This is a genomic window from Bartonella sp. AS69XJJH, from assembly GCF_042195585.1.
In the GTDB taxonomy this organism is placed as follows: domain Bacteria; phylum Pseudomonadota; class Alphaproteobacteria; order Rhizobiales; family Rhizobiaceae; genus Bartonella.
This window is the reverse complement of sequence record NZ_JBHIOO010000002.1, coordinates 1-16,347: the sequence shown is the minus strand read 5'-3', so window position 1 is coordinate 16,347 and position 16,347 is coordinate 1. Positions and strand designations below refer to the sequence as shown.

Genomic DNA, 16,347 nt, shown 5'->3' with positions numbered 1-16,347 from the left:
TATGGATATTTGTACTTTTTGGTATAGTGGACAATTAAGATTGGTGGATAGGCTTTGCTTGTCCTCAATGGTTAAAACTGGACAGCGCGTTAAGCTTTTTAGTTATGATAAAAAAATAGATAATCTCCCTGCTGGTGTTGAGTTGCATAAAGCCGAATCAATTTTACCACGCTCAGCAATTTATCGCCTTGATCCCGATTTTTCTGGTGATAAACTAGGGTGTACAATTGTTCAATTCTCGGATTTTTTTCGTGTTATGCTGATGAAATATCAACAAGGTGTTTGGTTAGATACAGATGTTTACCTTGTTAAACAATTTCATCCCGATGCGGATAAGGTTTGGTTGGCAAGAGAAAATAATACAAGAGTAGGTGTTTCTGCACTTTATTTTCCGCCCAATAACCCTATTATAAAAACATTTGAAGATTATTGGGCAGGCACAGAAATGGTGCCGAGTTGGCTTGGATTTAAGCGTCGTGTTTGGAGACCATTCTGGTTAAAGAGAAAAAAAATGCCGATTTTACCGGGAAGTCTTGGTGTTACGATATTTGGCAATGATGGTATTTCACGATTAGCAAAACGATATAGTTTTTTTCATGAAGCAAAGGAAAAGGAAACTTTTTATTATTGGACTGGGAGAAAAACTGAACGTATTTTTGAACCAGCTTTTGGCGTAAAGCCGCTTACAGATTCACGCTTGATAGGCTTTCATATTCACAGAAAGACAAAGACTACAGAAAGACCTCAGGAAGGAAGTTTTTACCATTGGGCGGTATCTCGCATTCCTGATGTTCATCATTTGTTTAGGTAGAGTTATTATTGCTATTTTAACTATTGAGATTTTAATCTACCTTAAACAGCTCTTGATTGTAGCTTGCACAAGAGAGTAATGTTAACATATGGATAAAAACATTGAATGTGTAAAGAGCGGTTGTTATATGAACGGAAAGTGAAAATATGAGTGATCCAATGAAAACAGCATTAAGCCTTGTTCCTATGGTTATTGAACAAACCAATCGTGGTGAACGGGCCTATGATATTTTTTCCCGTCTTTTAAAGGAGCGGATTATTTTTATTAATGGTCCTGTTGAAGATGGTATGGCAATGCTTGTTTGTGCACAATTGCTTTTCTTGGAAGCGGAAAATCCTAAAAAAGAAATTAGTCTTTATATTAATTCTCCAGGTGGTGTCGTAACATCTGGTATGGCTATTTATGATACTATGCAGTTTATTCGCCCTCCTGTTTCTACGCTTTGCATGGGGCAGGCAGCATCTATGGGGTCTTTATTGTTAACAGCTGGAGCAAAAGGTCATCGTTTTACATTGCCAAACGCACGTATTATGGTGCATCAACCATCTGGTGGTTTTCAAGGTCAGGCTTCAGATATTGAGCGGCATGCGCAAGATATTATAAAGATGAAACGGCGTTTAAATGAAATTTATGTTCAACATACAGGTCAAGATTATGAGGTTATAGAGAGAACTCTCGATCGCGATCATTTTATGACAGCAGAAGAAGCCAAAGCGTTTGGCTTAGTTGATGATGTTATACAATATCGTGCAGAAACTGAAAAAGAAGAAAAAGATTAAGAATTTTTATAGAAAAAACAGCTACTTTAAATCACAGAGTTTTATAAAAAAATATCGCAAAATAAGAGAAACACCTAAAAATATTGAGACATGCATGGTTTTCTATATGTCTTTTAGTTTTCATGATGAAAAGCTTCCTTTGAAAAGGCAAAGTATTCATATATCGTGGTGAAAGGAAAGAAAAATGAGCAAAATTAGCAATAGCGGGAACGAATCAAAAAATACTCTCTATTGCTCGTTCTGCGGCAAGAGTCAGCATGAGGTGCGTAAGCTCATTGCGGGGCCTACTGTATTTATCTGTGATGAATGTGTAGAGCTTTGCATGGATATTATTCGAGAAGAGAATAAGTCTTCTGGGGTTAAGGTGCGTGATGGTGTTCCTACGCCACAGGAAATTATAACAGTTCTTGATGATTATGTTATTGGTCAGCAGCATGCAAAGCGTGTTCTTTCTGTTGCCGTTCATAATCATTATAAACGGTTGGCGCATCAGTCTAAAAGCAATGATATTGAGTTAGCTAAATCAAATATTCTTCTTGTTGGTCCAACGGGCTGTGGTAAAACTTATCTTGCACAAACATTAGCACGTATTATTGATGTGCCTTTTACGATGGCGGATGCGACCACTTTGACTGAAGCAGGTTATGTGGGTGAAGATGTTGAAAATATTATTTTGAAACTTCTTCAAGCAGCAGATTATAATGTTGAACGTGCACAACGTGGCATTGTTTATATTGATGAGGTTGATAAGATTTCTCGTAAAGCAGATAATCCTTCTATTACAAGAGATGTTTCGGGAGAAGGAGTTCAGCAAGCGTTATTAAAAATTATGGAAGGAACGATTGCTTCTGTTCCTCCTCAAGGTGGACGTAAGCATCCGCAACAAGAGTTTCTTCAGGTTGATACCACAAACATCTTATTTATTTGTGGGGGAGCTTTTGCAGGTTTAGAACGGATTATTTCAGGGCGTGGTGAAAAAACTTCTATTGGTTTTTCTGCGACCGTTAAGGCTCCTGATGAGCGTTGTGTTGGTGAAATTTTTCGTGATTTAGAGCCTGAAGATCTTATAAAATTTGGTTTAATACCAGAATTTATTGGGCGCCTTCCTATAGTTGCTACCTTAGAAGATTTAGATGTTAACGCCCTCATGCAAATTTTATCACAACCTAAAAATGCGTTAGTAAAGCAATATCAGCGTCTTTTTGAAATGGAGAATGTTGAATTAGCATTCCATGAAGATGCTTTACGTGTTATTGCAAAGAAAGCAATTGAACGTAAAACTGGTGCTCGTGGTTTACGTTCCATTATGGAGAAGATTCTTCTTGAGACGATGTTTGAGCTACCGGCTCTTGAAGGCGTTCAAAAAGTGGTTATTTCGAGTGATGTCGCTGATGGGAAAGCGCGTCCTCTTTATATTTACTCAGAACGTGCAGAAGATAAAGAAAATGTATCAGCATGACATTGTGCGATGCACAATATAAAAGGTGGTAATGAACAGTATTTGATGGGTGTTTCTAATAATATCATTATAATGCTTGATTTATGTATGAGTAATTACCACTTCATGTACTGTGAAGAGCTGAGGTTTTCTAAAGGTGGGCTGCTCATTGTAGATAGCTCATAGGCTCCAGAAAGGAGAGTTATGCAATATATTGATGAAAAGACAGATGAAGTAAGAGATGGGGTTTATGCTGTTTTACCTCTTCGGGATATTGTTGTCTTCCCCCATATGATTGTTCCACTTTTTGTGGGCCGCGAAAAATCAATTCGTGCTCTTGAAGAGACGATGGCGGTTGACAAGCAAATACTATTGGTGACACAAAAAAATGCTTCTGATGACGATCCAAAATCAGAGGATATTTATCATATTGGTACATTTGCTAATATTCTTCAACTTTTAAAGCTTCCTGATGGTACTGTAAAGGTTTTGGTTGAAGGGACGGCACGTGCAAAAATTAGTCAATTTGCTTTAAGTGAAGGTTATCATCAGGCATATGCGACTGTTACAGAAGAACTTAGAGAGAGTGATGTTGAGATTGAAGCTCTTTCAAGGTCAGTGATTGCTTATTTTGAAAACTATGTAAAGCTTAATAAAAAAATCTCTCCTGAGGTTGTCAATGCGATTGGCCAGATTGATAATCCTTCTAAGCTTGCCGATACGATTGCTTCTCATTTGATGATTAAACTTGCAGAAAAACAGGAAATATTAGAGCTCTTACCTGTACGGGCCCGTCTTGAACGTGTTCTGTCCTTCATGGAAGGAGAAATTTCCGTTTTGCAGGTTGAAAAACGCATTCGCTCGCATGTTAAACGGCAAATGGAAAAAAACCAACGTGAATATTATCTCAATGAGCAGATGAAGGCTATTCAAAAAGAGTTAGGAGCAGGTGATGATAGCCGAGATGAACTCTCTGAATTAGAAGAACGTATCAAGAATACAAAACTATCCAAGGAAGCACAGGAAAAAGCTGGGGCAGAATTGAGAAAATTACGGAATATGTCTCCTATGTCTGCAGAAGCGACAGTTGTCCGTAACTATCTTGATTGGTTATTAGCAATGCCTTGGGGTAAAAAATCTAAAATTAAGAACAATTTAGATTTTGCTGAAAAGGTCATGAATAATGAACATTTCGGTCTTGAAAAAGTTAAGGAGCGAATTATTGAATATTTGGCTGTACAAAGTCGCGCGTCAAAGATAAAAGGTCCTATTATTTGTTTGTTAGGTCCTCCTGGTGTAGGGAAAACATCATTAGCGCGCTCTATTGCAAAGGCGACGGGGCGCGAGTATGTTCGTATCTCATTGGGAGGCGTGCGGGATGAAGCAGAAATTCGCGGACATCGTCGAACATATATTGGTTCGATGCCTGGAAAAATTATCCAGTCTATGAAAAAAGCAAAAAAATCTAATCCGCTTTTTTTGCTTGATGAAATTGATAAAATGGGACAAGATTTTCGTGGAGATCCTTCATCCGCTTTATTAGAAGTTCTTGATCCTGAACAAAACAGTACATTCATTGATCACTATTTGGAAGTTGAATATGATCTTTCTGATGTCATGTTTATCACAACTGCCAATACGCTTAATATTCCAGGTCCGTTAATGGATCGTATGGAAATTATTCGTATTGCTGGTTATACTGAATGTGAGAAAATGGAAATTGTTAAACAGCATCTTTTACCAAAGGCACTAAAAGATCATTGTTTGTCTAAAAAAGAACTCAGTATTTCTGATGGAGCACTACGGTCAATTATTCAGTTTTACACACGTGAGGCAGGCGTTCGTAACCTTGAGCGTGAACTCATGAAAATTTCCCGCAAATCTGTTACAAAAATTCTCAAAACGCATCAAAAATCTGTAAAAGTTACAGAAAATAATATTCATGATTTCTTGGGTGTTAAACGTTATCATTACAATCAGATTGAAGGAGAAAATCAAATTGGTGTTGTGACAGGACTTGCGTGGACAGAAGTTGGTGGAGAGTTATTGACCATTGAAGGAGTTATGATGCCCGGCAAAGGTAAGATGACTGTAACTGGAAATTTACGTGATATTATGAAAGAGTCCATTTCAGCGGCAGCATCTTATGTGCGTTCTCGTGCTGTTGATTTTGGTATTGAACCTCCACTTTTTGAAAAACGCGATATCCATGTTCATGTTCCAGAGGGGGCGACGCCAAAAGATGGACCATCTGCTGGGATTGCAATGGTGACAGCAATTGTTTCAGTCCTTACAGGAGTGGCTGTGCATAAAGATATTGCAATGACTGGTGAAATTACTTTACGTGGACGCGTTTTACCAATTGGTGGATTAAAAGAAAAACTCCTAGCAGCTCTTCGAGGAGGGATAAAAAAGGTACTTATTCCTGAAGAAAACGCAAAAGATTTGGTTGATATTCCTGACGATGTCAAAAATAATATGGAAATTATTCCGGTAAATCATGTGAGTGAAGTTTTGAAGCACGCTTTGGTTCGTTTTCCAGACACTATTGAATGGAAAGAACCCTCTACAGTGGCTGTCCCAATCCGGTCAGAGAGCAGTGATAGTGAAGGAATACAGATTGCGCACTGATTCACGTATCTCATTTATAACGGCATTTTTTAGGTGGCAGAAGGCGTTGGTGAGGTTATTATTCTGTTTTTTTGTTGGAAAAAGTGAAAAATTCCGTGAATAACTGTGATTATTACTAAAAAAACAATGTTTTGGATAAAAATAAGACTTCTGTTTGCTGTACTTTTCAATAAACTGACCAATAACATGATTAAGTCATGTTCAGGTAATATAGGGAAAGGAAATATTTTATGAATAAAAGTGAATTGGTTAGCTCCGTTGCTGAAAAGGCAGGTGTTTCAAAAGCGCAAGCTGGTGCTGTTGTTGATGCTTTTATGGCTTCTGTAACAGAAGCTTTGGCTTCAGGGGGAGATGTTCGTCTTCCAGGTTTTGGCTCTTTTGAAGTTTCTCATCGTGCTGCAACAAAGGGGCGTAATCCTTCAACTGGTGCTGAAATCGATATTCCAGCACGTTCTGTGCCCAAATTTTCTGCAGGAAAAAGCCTTAAAGAAGCAGTTAATAAAAAATAATTTAAGTTACATTAAAAAAACCCGGTTTATTTATAAGCGGGTTTTTTTAACACATGTATTATGTGTGTTTTTCATATAAAACTTTGACATCTTTGCTATATTTTTTATTTTCATGCATTGCTGATATTTTTGAAAATGATTTTAAGTGTTGTATAAAGTACTGTCAGCTTAAAATATATTCTTTTTACTCTTTTCAATAGAATATCGCACTGTATTAATGAAGTACTGGTATGGCTTATTAAATATAATGTTAACTTTTATTACACTGAAGTGTTACGGTGTTTATTTCAAAATAAGACCCGTAAATAGTATGATGCGAAAAACTCTATGAAGTGTATAAAAGTTATTATATATTGCCATTTACGCTTAATAAAAGCATATGTTGGTGCCACCGCACTGTTTTTCTCATTGCCTATAATGTTGCGACTAGCCCTCGATGTCTGAGACGAGTGCATAAGGGGTAGTTTTATTCTTTTACTTATACACCAACCTTGCTTGTGACGTACCAAGAGGATAATTTTTATTGGTTTATTATAAGAGGGACTAAAATGAAAGAATCTTATGATATTCAGATTTCGCTTTCAGTATTGTGATTTTTCTTAGCATTTGAGAGGGGAGAGATAGATCCAGCTCTATTCTACAAATATTTTTTCCATATCTTTATTTCACTTTCTGATATGCAAGCGAGCGCTTTTTTTCATCACACAAGAGTTAAAATGAGAGAATATCATAAATTTTAAGGGAGGAAGTTAAAAAACAGAAAAATTATTCTTATAAAATAATATGTATTACGTAATATAAAAACTATTAATAGAAATAATACAGTATTGCTTATGTATTTTTCATCTATTTAATTTTTTTGATTATTTATATGATTTATTTTATTTTTAGTCATTAAATCATATTACATTGTTTATAGCGGTAAAGGTTTTTTATAGCCAAAAGTTATTTCACAGCACCTACATAATTGAACAAATGATGAAACGTAGGATAATATTTATTGCTAGGGGAAGGCAGTCTTTAAAAGGCTTTGGAATGATTTTTTCACGAGAGTCATAAAGATCTATTCAGTAGGTGAGAGGCGAATCGTGTGCTTTTTATAAACAGGAATTCTTTGATTCTTTATCTGCTAACCACTGAGTACAATCATTAAGAGCTCTCGCTGTTATGGCTTGTTTTTTTACTAATTTTTTTTCTTTACTTGGTAAGCGTTTTCCTGAATGTTTAATAGAAGCAATAGGGGGAAAGAGTCCGAAATTGATATTCATTGGTTGAAAAGACAGTGTTTCTGCTTTTTCATCTATGATGTGTCCCCCCGTAATATGATTCAAAAGGGCTCCGAATGCTGTAGTTTGTGGGGGCAGGCAAGGAGAAATATGATGATATTCGGCAGCAGCAAAACGTCCAGCAAGAAGCCCTATTGCCGCTGATTCTACATAACCTTCACATCCGGTAATTTGTCCTGCAAAGCGTAGTTGTTTTTTTTGTTTTAAACGAAGGGTTTGATCAAGAATGATTGGCGAGTTGAGGTAGGTATTACGGTGAAGCCCCCCAAGGCGCGCAAACTCTGCTTTTTCAAGACCGGGAATCATTCTAAAAATGCGAATTTGTTCTCCATATTTCAGTTTTGTTTGAAAGCCAACCATATTGTAAAGCGTTCCAAGTTTATTATCTTGGCGTAATTGAACGACAGCATAGGGTTTAACTGTAGGGTTATGGGCATTGGTTAAGCCCATAGGTTTCATAGGACCATGTCTTAACGTTTCAAGTCCGCGCTCAGCCATAATTTCAATGGGGAGGCATCCATCAAAATAGGGTGTTTTTTCAAAGTCACGAAACTCTGTTTTTTCAGCATTTTTTAATGCTGCAACGAATGTTTCATATTGTTCTTTGTTGAGGGGGCAATTAAGATAATCTTTACCTGTTCCCTCAGGACCAATTTTATCATAGCGAGACTGATACCAACAAATGTTGATATCAATACTATCAGTATGGATAATAGGTGCAATCGCATCAAAAAAAGAAAGAGCTTTTATACCGGTTATTGCTTGTAATTCTTGAGCAAGTGCAGGCGATGTAAGGGGACCAGTTGCAATGACAACATGTTTCCAGGCTTTAGGAATTTCTTGAACTTCTTCACGTTGGATTGTTATAAGAGGGTGGTTTTCGAGTGCTGTCGTGACAGTTTTTGAAAATCCATCACGGTCAACAGCAAGGGCACTACCTGCGGGAACTTTATTGGCATCAGCAGCTTTCATAATTAACGATTTTGCTAATCGCATTTCAGCATGTAAAAGCCCTACGGCATTTGTTAATGAATCATCAGAACGGAATGAATTTGAACAAACCAGTTCTGCCAATTTATCGGTTTTATGGGCATCTGATTTTTTTTCGGGTCGCATTTCATGCAAAACAACAGGAATTCCTGACTGAGCGATTTGCCAGCTTGCTTCACACCCCGCAAGACCGCCACCGATGATATGAATTGGGATATCAAATGTCTTTAACATAATTGGCTTTTAGCGTAAGCAGTTATGTATGAAAAGCATAGATTTTGTTTTTTTTAATATATTTGTTTGCTTTTTTTCTGTAATTAATGGTATAGAAACGCCGCTTGTATAAGGTTATTAGCTTGTAAGTTTGAGCGGATGTGGCGAAATTGGTAGACGCACCAGATTTAGGTTCTGGCGGGAGACCGTGGGGGTTCGAGTCCCTCCATCCGCACCAAAGCAATCCCTTAAGTGCTACGGATTTCTACGTGTCTGAAATTCCGCTTCATGGTAAATGTAACACTCGAAGTGTTAGAATGTAATGATTATTAGAGTGGGTTTATCCCTCTCCTTAGAAAAATGAAGGTGTTTAATGCAGGTTACCGAGACGCTTAATGAAGGACTGAAGCGCGAAATTAAGATCGTGGTCCCAGCGAAAGATTTAGAAGAAAAGTTGAATGAACGATTGGATGATACCAAGGGAAAAATCAAGCTTAATGGCTTTCGTCCCGGTAAAGTGCCTAGTGGGCATTTGCGAAAAATGTATGGTAAATCCTTTATGGCGGAGATTCTCAATGAGATAATTAGTGATGCACCACGTTCTATTTTAGCAGACCGCAATGAACGTGCAGCGATGCAGCCAAAAATTGATATAGATGAAGATGAAAAAATTCTAGATGGTAACGCCGATTTTACTTTTAGTTTAAAGTATGAAGTTTTACCAAAAATTGAAATTAAAGATTTTGAACATATTACGGTTATCCGTGAAATTGCAACTGTTCCTGAACAGGATATTGATGATCAAGTCAAACGCGTCCTTTCTTCTACGCGTAATTATTCCCTAAAAGAGGGGGATTCTGAAGAAGGTGATCGTATTACCATAGATTATCAAGGTAAGCTTGAAGGCGTTCCATTTGAAGGTGGGGCAGATAGTGATGCACAACTGATTCTTGGGTCAAAACAATTTATTCCTGGTTTTGAAGAACAATTGGTTGGTGTGAAAGCTGGGGATGCAAAAACGATTTTTGTTAAATTTCCAGATAATTACAGTGCGGCACATTTGGCGGGACGGGAAGCAGAGTTTGACATTACTGTCAAAGCTGTCTTTAAACCAGATGAATTAAAAATTGATGATGAAGCAGCGCAAAAAGTTGGTTTAGAGTCTCTAGATCGCTTACGTGAGGTCGTTCGTGGGCAGATTGAAAGCCAATATGGTTCAGTGACACGTCAAAAAGTTAAGCGTCAAATTCTTGATGCTTTAGATGCTGATTATAATTTTGAGATTCCTGAAGAACTTTTAGAGATTGAGTTTAATAATATATGGGCTCAGGTTAATGATGATTTGAAAAAGGCTGGGCGCAGTTTTGAAGATGAAGGTATTACAGAAGAAAAGGCACGGGAGGAATATCGTGTTCTTGCGCAACGTCGTGTTCGTCTTGGTTTGGTGCTTTCTGAAATTGGAATAAAGGTTGGTGTTAAAGTTAGTGAGGATGAGCTAAAAGCAGCCGTTTTTGATCAGGTTCGCCAGTATCCTGGACAAGAGAAAGAGATTATGGATTTTTTCCGTAGGACTCCGGAAGCTGTTGAAAATCTACGTGCTCCGATTTTTGAAGAAAAGGTCATTGATCATTTATTAGCACAGATAAAAGTCACAGATAAAGAAGTGACGGTTGAAGAGTTGATGAAAGAATATGACGAATCAGATGTCCCTGAAGAAAAGCCGGCAAAGAAAAAATCTGCAGTGAAAGAAACGTCTACAGAGAAAACATCAGCTAAGAAAAAGGCTCCTAAAAAAGCTTAATATTTATGCAAACAGAAAAAGCCCGATAGAATCGGGCTTTTTGTAAGATTTATATCCTAGGATTGCACTTAAGAGAATGGTTTTAGATAAGCCATGAGTATATTTTAAAATATTGGTAGTGGATTGGCAATGAGCATCATTGATACGCGTACTCCTGATTCTAAGCGTTTTATTTCTGGCGTTACAGGTGATTGGGAAGTCATCATTGGCATGGAGGTTCATGCGCAAATCATATCAAATTCGAAACTTTTTTCAGGAGCATCAACCAAATTTGGTGCAGAGCCGAACAATCATGTATCACTTATTGATGCAGCCATGCCGGGTATGTTGCCTGTTCTTAATCAAGAGTGTGTTCGTCAAGCGGTTCGAACGGGGTTAGGATTAAAGGCGCATATTAATTTAAAATCTATTTTTGATCGCAAAAATTATTTTTATCCAGATTTACCGCAGGGGTATCAGATTTCTCAATTTCGCTATCCCATTGTGGGAGAGGGAAAGATTATCATATCTGTTGGTCCAGATTCGAATGGCCAATTTGAGGATATTGAAGTGGGAATTGAAAGATTGCATCTTGAACAGGATGCTGGAAAATCGATGCACGATCAACATCCAACGATGTCTTTTGTAGATCTTAATCGTTCTGGTATTGCGCTTATGGAAATTGTTTCCAAACCTGATATGCGCTCATCAGATGAAGCCAAAGCCTATATGACAAAATTGCGTACGATTGTTCGTTATTTGGGTACTTGCGATGGCAATATGGATGAAGGTTCTATGCGTGCAGATGTCAATGTATCTGTTCGTCGTCCTGGTGAAAATTTTGGAACGCGCTGTGAAATTAAAAATGTTAATTCTATTCGCTTTATTGGTCAAGCAATTGAGTATGAAGCGCGTCGTCAGATTGCAATTTTAGAAGATGGAGGCGTCATAGATCAAGAGACTCGGCTTTTTGATGCCGCTAAAGGTGAAACGCGCTCTATGCGCTCAAAGGAAGAAGCGCATGACTATCGTTATTTTCCTGATCCTGATCTTTTACCATTAGAGTTTGATCAAGCATTTGTAGATGCTTTGGCAGCAGACTTACCAGAATTACCTGACGCTATAAAAGCACGTTTTGTTAAGGAAATGGGATTGACAGTGTATGATGCTTCCATTCTTGTGACAGAAAAGGCTATTGCTGATTATTTTGAAGAAGTAGCGCGTGGGCGTGATGGAAAAATAGTTGCCAATTGGGTGATTAACGACCTTTTAGGGGCTTTAAATAAGGATAATCGTGAGATTGAAGAGTCACCAGTATCGCCAAGTCAATTGGGAAGCATTATTGATCTCATAAAAGAAGGAGTTATTTCTGGAAAAATTGCCAAAGATCTTTTTGAGATTATTTGGAATGAGGGAGGGGATGCGCGCCAAATTGTAGAAGAGCGAAATATGAAGCAGGTAACGGATACAAAGGCTATTGAAAGAGCTGTTGATGAGATCGTTGCCAATAATTCTGATAAAGCTGCGCAAGCAAAGCATAAACCTGCTTTAGCTGGTTGGTTTGTTGGACAGGTAATGAAAGCAACAGGTGGTAAGGCAAATCCCCAAGCTGTTAATGAATTGGTTAAGATGAAACTTGGCATAGATTAATTTTATGGGGTGGAGAAGAAGCCATACATATGATATCTTCTTGAAATTAAGGGATAGCACGTTATCCTATCAATTGGAATTGTAGTTGAATTTACTAGTAACTTTTTCGATAATTTCAATCGTTAGCATTTTTATTCCAACAATGAATTTCATGAGCGCACTAAATGAATGGAATAGCAGATGGCTCGTTTTTTTAAGCAAATCTTCACATGGTGGAATGGCAATACCATTGGTACGCGTTTTTTCACATGGCGCAAAGGTAAGCGGATAGGGGAAGATCAATTTGGAAATATATATTATGAAGGAGGACTTCATAAGGATGGTTATCCGCACCGTTGGGTTATCTATAAAGACTATTCTGAGGCCTCTACTATTCCACCAGGTTGGCACGGCTGGATTCATCATCGTTGTGAGTGTCCACCAACACAGGAGGATTATCGTTCTTATGAATGGGAAAAGCCCCATGTTGCAAATATGACAGGAACAAGTGAGAGCTATCGACCAAAGGGAGCTATCACCGCCAGTGGAGAGCGTTCTTGTGTGCATGAAGATTATGATGCGTGGTCACCTAAAAAATAAAATGTTTTAATGCGCTCGTATATTTTTGTCTTGTTTGACTCTATGTTATGGAAAGAATTATTTTTTTAGGTACGATTGATTTTGATATGATGAGATTTTTTTTATTGTTAGGGGTGAGGCATTTTTTTTATATTTTTTTTATGGGAATTTTAGTGTTTTTATCCTTAAATAGTGGGGTGCGGGCTGAGCGTATTAGCAATGGAGTTGCTGTTTTTGCAGGTCTTGACAAAATCACGGGGCGGACCACACGTTTTGAAGTTCCTCTTGGTAAAATTTATCAGTACGGTGCATTACAGGTAACACCACGTGCGTGTTATACGAGCTCTAAAGATGAACCAACGCGTACAACTGGTTTTGTTGAAGTCAATGAAGTGACATTAGATAAAAAAATACGGCGTATTTTTACAGGATGGATGTTTGCAGATAGTCCTGGTTTGAACGCTGTTGAGCATCCTATTTATGATGTATGGTTAAAAGATTGCAAGCAGGATTCTCAAGATCTTCCTCTTCAATGATGAATGTATTATCTATTTATTATATATTGATTTATAATGGTCCTTTATCATTTTACAACTTAATAAGAGGTTCAAATCCCTATGATTTCCTCCTTTAAATTTTTTTTATATTGAATTAATCCAAACTATTCTCTTGCGCATTACAAGTGGCGGATGTGTAGATAAGACTGTCTAAGATAAGGAATAAAAATTTCCTTCATGAGCTGTTTAAATTCAAAGATGCATCATTAAAATCAATAATTTTTTCCAGTGTTTCATAGGAGACAGTTCTTGAATTTATCTGTTAGAGATTGAAATGAAAGGTTTGTTTATATTTGTTAAAGAGATAGGCAGACGCTTTTGCATTTATAGGGAAAACAGACTATCAAGAGAGTAGTTCATCATGAAACACCAATGAGTATATCTAGAGAATGCTGTTGGTAGTTCTTTTCTTATAGAGATGTCGTTTTTCATTCAAAGAGTAGAAGCAATACAAGCTATATTAATAGAAAAATTGAGATTTAAGATTATTTCAAGTTTATCAATCGAAGTATAGCTTAGTTAAAAAATGCAATGATCAATATATTTCTAGTAAGAAAACAATGTTTGTATATTTTTATTATACACCACCTCATAAATGAGTTTATCTATTCGCAAGTTCTTGTGTAGTGCATGATAACTTCACATTTAAATAAGCGGATACCCATCAGTTTGTAAATCATATGCTTGATATCCATGCTTTTTAAAATCTTTTGTATAAAATACACGTGTTTTCATGTAGAGCTATTGAAAATTTAAAAAGGGGCTCCGAAGAGGCGTTAAAAAGATTCTGCATCACTGGGAGTGGTATATTTATTTTGTATAAAGAATATCCCACTCTCTAAAGAATATGAGATTTTATACAATGAAAGTTTCTAGTCACCAACATAATGATGTTTCACGATTGCCGAAACAACCTAAAGAACCCTTGTTGAATGTTCCATTTATTATAGTTATTTTGATAGCATTTTGTTTTTGTCTTTATTGCATTTCTCAATATTTTTTTTCTCATCAGCTTTATGTTGAAAGTCTTGAGTTTTTTTCATTTATACCAGCATTGTTTAAGAGGGATCCTGTAGCACTCTGTTATACCATGGTGAGTTATTCATTTATGCATAGTAGTTTTAAACATGTTGCTCTTAATATGGTTTGGCTTGTGGTTTTTGGCTCTCCTTTAGCAAGACATTTTGGTGCTTTACGTTTTTTAATTTTTTGGGTGTTAACGGCAGTTATTTCTGTTTTGACTTATTTTACATTTCATCAAGAAAGTACCATATCACTTATTGGGGCGTCAGGTGCCGTATCTGGAATGATGGGAGCTATTGCACGTTACGGTTTTTCTAGTGGTTATCTAGCTGTTAATGCGCAGAACGAAAATTTTTTTGGACCTTTATTGTCCGTCAAAAAAGCTCTGTGTTCTAAAGGGGTACTTGTTTATATGAGTGTATGGCTGACGGCTGATTTTATCATAGGTATTTCTTCTATTTTGTTTGAAGAAAATGGCACCTCAATAGCATGGGAAGCTCATATTGGCGGGTTTCTTGCGGGTTTTTTGTTGATTGGTTTTTTTGATGTTTCACAAAAAAAATAAAAACTAGAATCTAAGATATTTATGTGCCACATAAAGCGCTATTGTTGCTGCATTTGAAACATTTAATGATTTAATATTTCCAGGCATATCAAGGCGTGTTAAAGCGCAAACGGTTTCGCGTGTTTTTTTACGTAAACCCTTACCTTCTGCTCCTAAAACAAGAGCAATTTTATTCCCTGTTAATGCTGTTTCTAAAGGTTGGTCACCTTCTGAATCGAGACCAAAACTTGTAAAACCTGTTTGATGAAGTTCTTGCAGAGCTTCAGCGAGGTTTCGTACGGTAATATAATGAATCATTTCCAGAGCTCCAGATGCCGCTTTCGCAAGAACACCGCTTTCGTGGGGAGAGTGACGGCAAGTTGTAATAAGTGCTTTAGCTTTCAATGCAACTGCAGAGCGCATAATAGCGCCAACATTATGTGGATCGGTAATTTGATCCATGACAATGACCAGATCAGTATTAGTTAGTTCCGATAGTTTGCATGGTTTGAGGGGGAGAGTTTCCAAAACAATACCTTGATGAACAGCATCACTTCCAACAAGCGAATCAAGATATTTGGGGGTGCATAATGTAACAGAGCAAGGATAATCTGATTCGGATATATTTAATCGTTTTAAGGCATTTTGTGTAACGTAAAGACATTTTAAAATTCTTTTTGGGTTTTCTAAAGCTGCCTGAACAGAATGAATGCCGTAAAGATGAATGATCCCTTGCTGTAAAGAAACAGCTTTCTTCTTTGGGTGTGTAAAAGATCGGGAAGGAGAGCCTTTTGTATCGCGATATCGGCGACGCAAACGAGCATAATGAGAATTTTGTGATGTTTTTTCTTTCATAGCTTCTTTATAACGTGTTAATAAGAAAAATAGAGAGAAAAAATCTATGATTTAAAATTATGAGCAGGAAATTTGTACAGAATTGTATTTATTCTGTTGACAGATACAATAGTAATCGTCATAACGACTTCGCAATCAGATTGAATTGAATGGGTATTCAAGATGGTTGTCGTGATGTCTCATTGCGCGACTTTATCGGTGTAATGGAGGGGTGCCCGAGTGGTTAAAGGGGGCGGACTGTAAATCCGTTGCGTATGCTACGTTGGTTCGAATCCAACCCCCTCCACCATTCATCGAAGGAGAGTTAGTACGTGGGTGTCATGCGGGTATAGCTCAATGGTAGAGCAGCAGCCTTCCAAGCTGAATATGCGGGTTCGATTCCCGCTACCCGCTCCAAATGGTTGTTAATGATTGGGCAAATAGGTATGATGGAGGATATTCCATTTATAGATTGGGTGGGGTTTTCCGTCTAAGAGTTGTGGTGATTGGGCTGTTTACAGTCTAGTCAGACTTAAGTTTTGCAGAACTGTCCCTAAGTGCTAACGAAAATAGGGAATAAAACAAGAGATTAATAGCAATGGCGAAGAGCAAGTTTGAACGAACGAAACCGCATGTTAATATTGGTACGATTGGTCACGTTGATCATGGGAAGACCTCGTTGACAGCAGCGATTACGAAATATTTTGGTGAATTTAAAGCCTATGACCAAATTGACGCTGCCCC

The 16,347-nt window shown here is 37.4% G+C and carries 13 protein-coding genes and 3 tRNA genes; 14 read left to right on the top strand and 2 right to left on the bottom strand.

What is annotated here, in order from left to right:
• Position 1: 1 nt before the first annotated feature.
• The 5 genes from ACFIK6_RS01365 to ACFIK6_RS01345 all read left to right on the top strand — a co-directional run bounded on the left by ACFIK6_RS01365 (position 2) and on the right by ACFIK6_RS01345 (position 6,168).
• Complete coding sequence (locus ACFIK6_RS01365; protein ID WP_375641453.1) at positions 2-811, top strand: hypothetical protein; 810 nt, start codon at positions 2-4, stop codon at positions 809-811.
• Between the two features lie 146 nt (positions 812-957).
• A complete protein-coding gene (gene clpP, locus ACFIK6_RS01360; RefSeq protein WP_005773677.1) occupies positions 958-1,590 on the top strand; it encodes an ATP-dependent Clp endopeptidase proteolytic subunit ClpP in 633 nt (210 codons plus the stop codon).
• A gap of 184 nt (positions 1,591-1,774) precedes the next feature.
• Positions 1,775-3,049, top strand: a complete 1,275-nt coding sequence (gene clpX, locus ACFIK6_RS01355) for an ATP-dependent Clp protease ATP-binding subunit ClpX (RefSeq protein ID WP_375641452.1) — start codon at positions 1,775-1,777, stop codon at positions 3,047-3,049.
• Positions 3,050-3,232: 183 nt separating this feature from the next.
• Complete coding sequence (gene lon, locus ACFIK6_RS01350; RefSeq protein WP_375641451.1) at positions 3,233-5,659, top strand: endopeptidase La; 2,427 nt, start codon at positions 3,233-3,235, stop codon at positions 5,657-5,659.
• A 230-nt stretch (positions 5,660-5,889) separates the two neighbouring features.
• Positions 5,890-6,168: an HU family DNA-binding protein gene (locus tag ACFIK6_RS01345; protein WP_012231443.1), complete on the top strand. Its 279-nt coding sequence runs from the start codon at positions 5,890-5,892 to the stop codon at positions 6,166-6,168.
• Positions 6,169-7,265: 1,097 nt separating this feature from the next.
• Here ACFIK6_RS01345 and trmFO read toward each other — a convergent pair.
• On the bottom strand, positions 7,266-8,678 hold the full coding sequence (trmFO, locus tag ACFIK6_RS01340) for a methylenetetrahydrofolate--tRNA-(uracil(54)-C(5))-methyltransferase (FADH(2)-oxidizing) TrmFO (protein ID WP_375641450.1): 1,413 nt from the start codon (positions 8,676-8,678) through the stop codon (positions 7,266-7,268).
• A 134-nt stretch (positions 8,679-8,812) separates the two neighbouring features.
• On the opposite strand from trmFO, the gene ACFIK6_RS01335 reads away from it, so the two are divergent.
• The 6 genes from ACFIK6_RS01335 (at position 8,813) to ACFIK6_RS01310 (ending at position 14,790) form a co-directional block, all read left to right on the top strand.
• Positions 8,813-8,895, top strand: a tRNA-Leu gene (locus ACFIK6_RS01335).
• A gap of 135 nt (positions 8,896-9,030) precedes the next feature.
• Positions 9,031-10,458, top strand: a complete 1,428-nt coding sequence (tig, locus tag ACFIK6_RS01330) for a trigger factor (RefSeq protein WP_375641449.1) — start codon at positions 9,031-9,033, stop codon at positions 10,456-10,458.
• A 129-nt stretch (positions 10,459-10,587) separates the two neighbouring features.
• Complete coding sequence (gatB, locus tag ACFIK6_RS01325; RefSeq protein ID WP_375677283.1) at positions 10,588-12,087, top strand: Asp-tRNA(Asn)/Glu-tRNA(Gln) amidotransferase subunit GatB; 1,500 nt, start codon at positions 10,588-10,590, stop codon at positions 12,085-12,087.
• Between the two features lie 180 nt (positions 12,088-12,267).
• Positions 12,268-12,666 carry an NADH:ubiquinone oxidoreductase subunit NDUFA12 gene (locus ACFIK6_RS01320; RefSeq protein ID WP_375641447.1) on the top strand — a complete coding sequence of 133 codons (399 nt, stop codon included), beginning with the start codon at positions 12,268-12,270 and terminating at the stop codon, positions 12,664-12,666.
• 89 nt (positions 12,667-12,755) lie between these two features.
• Positions 12,756-13,181, top strand: a complete 426-nt coding sequence (locus ACFIK6_RS01315) for a DUF2155 domain-containing protein (RefSeq protein WP_375641553.1) — start codon at positions 12,756-12,758, stop codon at positions 13,179-13,181.
• A gap of 883 nt (positions 13,182-14,064) precedes the next feature.
• Positions 14,065-14,790, top strand: a complete 726-nt coding sequence (locus ACFIK6_RS01310; RefSeq protein WP_375677282.1) for a rhomboid family intramembrane serine protease — start codon at positions 14,065-14,067, stop codon at positions 14,788-14,790.
• Positions 14,791-14,793: 3 nt separating this feature from the next.
• Here the strand turns inward: ACFIK6_RS01310 and ACFIK6_RS01305 are convergent, their stop codons facing one another.
• Positions 14,794-15,624 (bottom strand): TrmH family RNA methyltransferase, encoded by an 831-nt coding sequence (locus ACFIK6_RS01305; protein WP_375641445.1) that lies wholly within the window; start codon positions 15,622-15,624, stop codon positions 14,794-14,796.
• A 205-nt stretch (positions 15,625-15,829) separates the two neighbouring features.
• On the opposite strand from ACFIK6_RS01305, the gene ACFIK6_RS01300 reads away from it, so the two are divergent.
• The 3 genes from ACFIK6_RS01300 to ACFIK6_RS01290 all read left to right on the top strand — a co-directional run.
• Positions 15,830-15,913 (top strand) — tRNA-Tyr (locus tag ACFIK6_RS01300).
• A 33-nt stretch (positions 15,914-15,946) separates the two neighbouring features.
• Positions 15,947-16,020 (top strand) — tRNA-Gly (locus ACFIK6_RS01295).
• A gap of 181 nt (positions 16,021-16,201) precedes the next feature.
• The coding region (locus ACFIK6_RS01290; RefSeq protein ID WP_375677306.1) for a GTP-binding protein at positions 16,202-16,347 on the top strand (146 nt) is incomplete at its 3' end.

Bases quoted from the DNA above. Each gene is read 5' to 3' on its own strand.
- ACFIK6_RS01365 (WP_375641453.1), top strand. From the start codon at position 2: ATGGATATTTGTACTTTTTGGTATAGTGGACAATTAAGATTGGTGGAT.
- clpP (WP_005773677.1), top strand. From the start codon at position 958: ATGAGTGATCCAATGAAAACAGCATTAAGCCTTGTTCCTATGGTTATT.
- clpX (WP_375641452.1), top strand. From the start codon at position 1,775: ATGAGCAAAATTAGCAATAGCGGGAACGAATCAAAAAATACTCTCTAT.
- lon (WP_375641451.1), top strand. From the start codon at position 3,233: ATGCAATATATTGATGAAAAGACAGATGAAGTAAGAGATGGGGTTTAT.
- ACFIK6_RS01345 (WP_012231443.1), top strand. From the start codon at position 5,890: ATGAATAAAAGTGAATTGGTTAGCTCCGTTGCTGAAAAGGCAGGTGTT.
- trmFO (WP_375641450.1), bottom strand. From the start codon at position 8,678: ATGTTAAAGACATTTGATATCCCAATTCATATCATCGGTGGCGGTCTT.
- tig (WP_375641449.1), top strand. From the start codon at position 9,031: ATGCAGGTTACCGAGACGCTTAATGAAGGACTGAAGCGCGAAATTAAG.
- gatB (WP_375677283.1), top strand. From the start codon at position 10,588: ATGAGCATCATTGATACGCGTACTCCTGATTCTAAGCGTTTTATTTCT.
- ACFIK6_RS01320 (WP_375641447.1), top strand. From the start codon at position 12,268: ATGGCTCGTTTTTTTAAGCAAATCTTCACATGGTGGAATGGCAATACC.
- ACFIK6_RS01315 (WP_375641553.1), top strand. From the start codon at position 12,756: ATGAGATTTTTTTTATTGTTAGGGGTGAGGCATTTTTTTTATATTTTT.
- ACFIK6_RS01310 (WP_375677282.1), top strand. From the start codon at position 14,065: ATGAAAGTTTCTAGTCACCAACATAATGATGTTTCACGATTGCCGAAA.
- ACFIK6_RS01305 (WP_375641445.1), bottom strand. From the start codon at position 15,624: ATGAAAGAAAAAACATCACAAAATTCTCATTATGCTCGTTTGCGTCGC.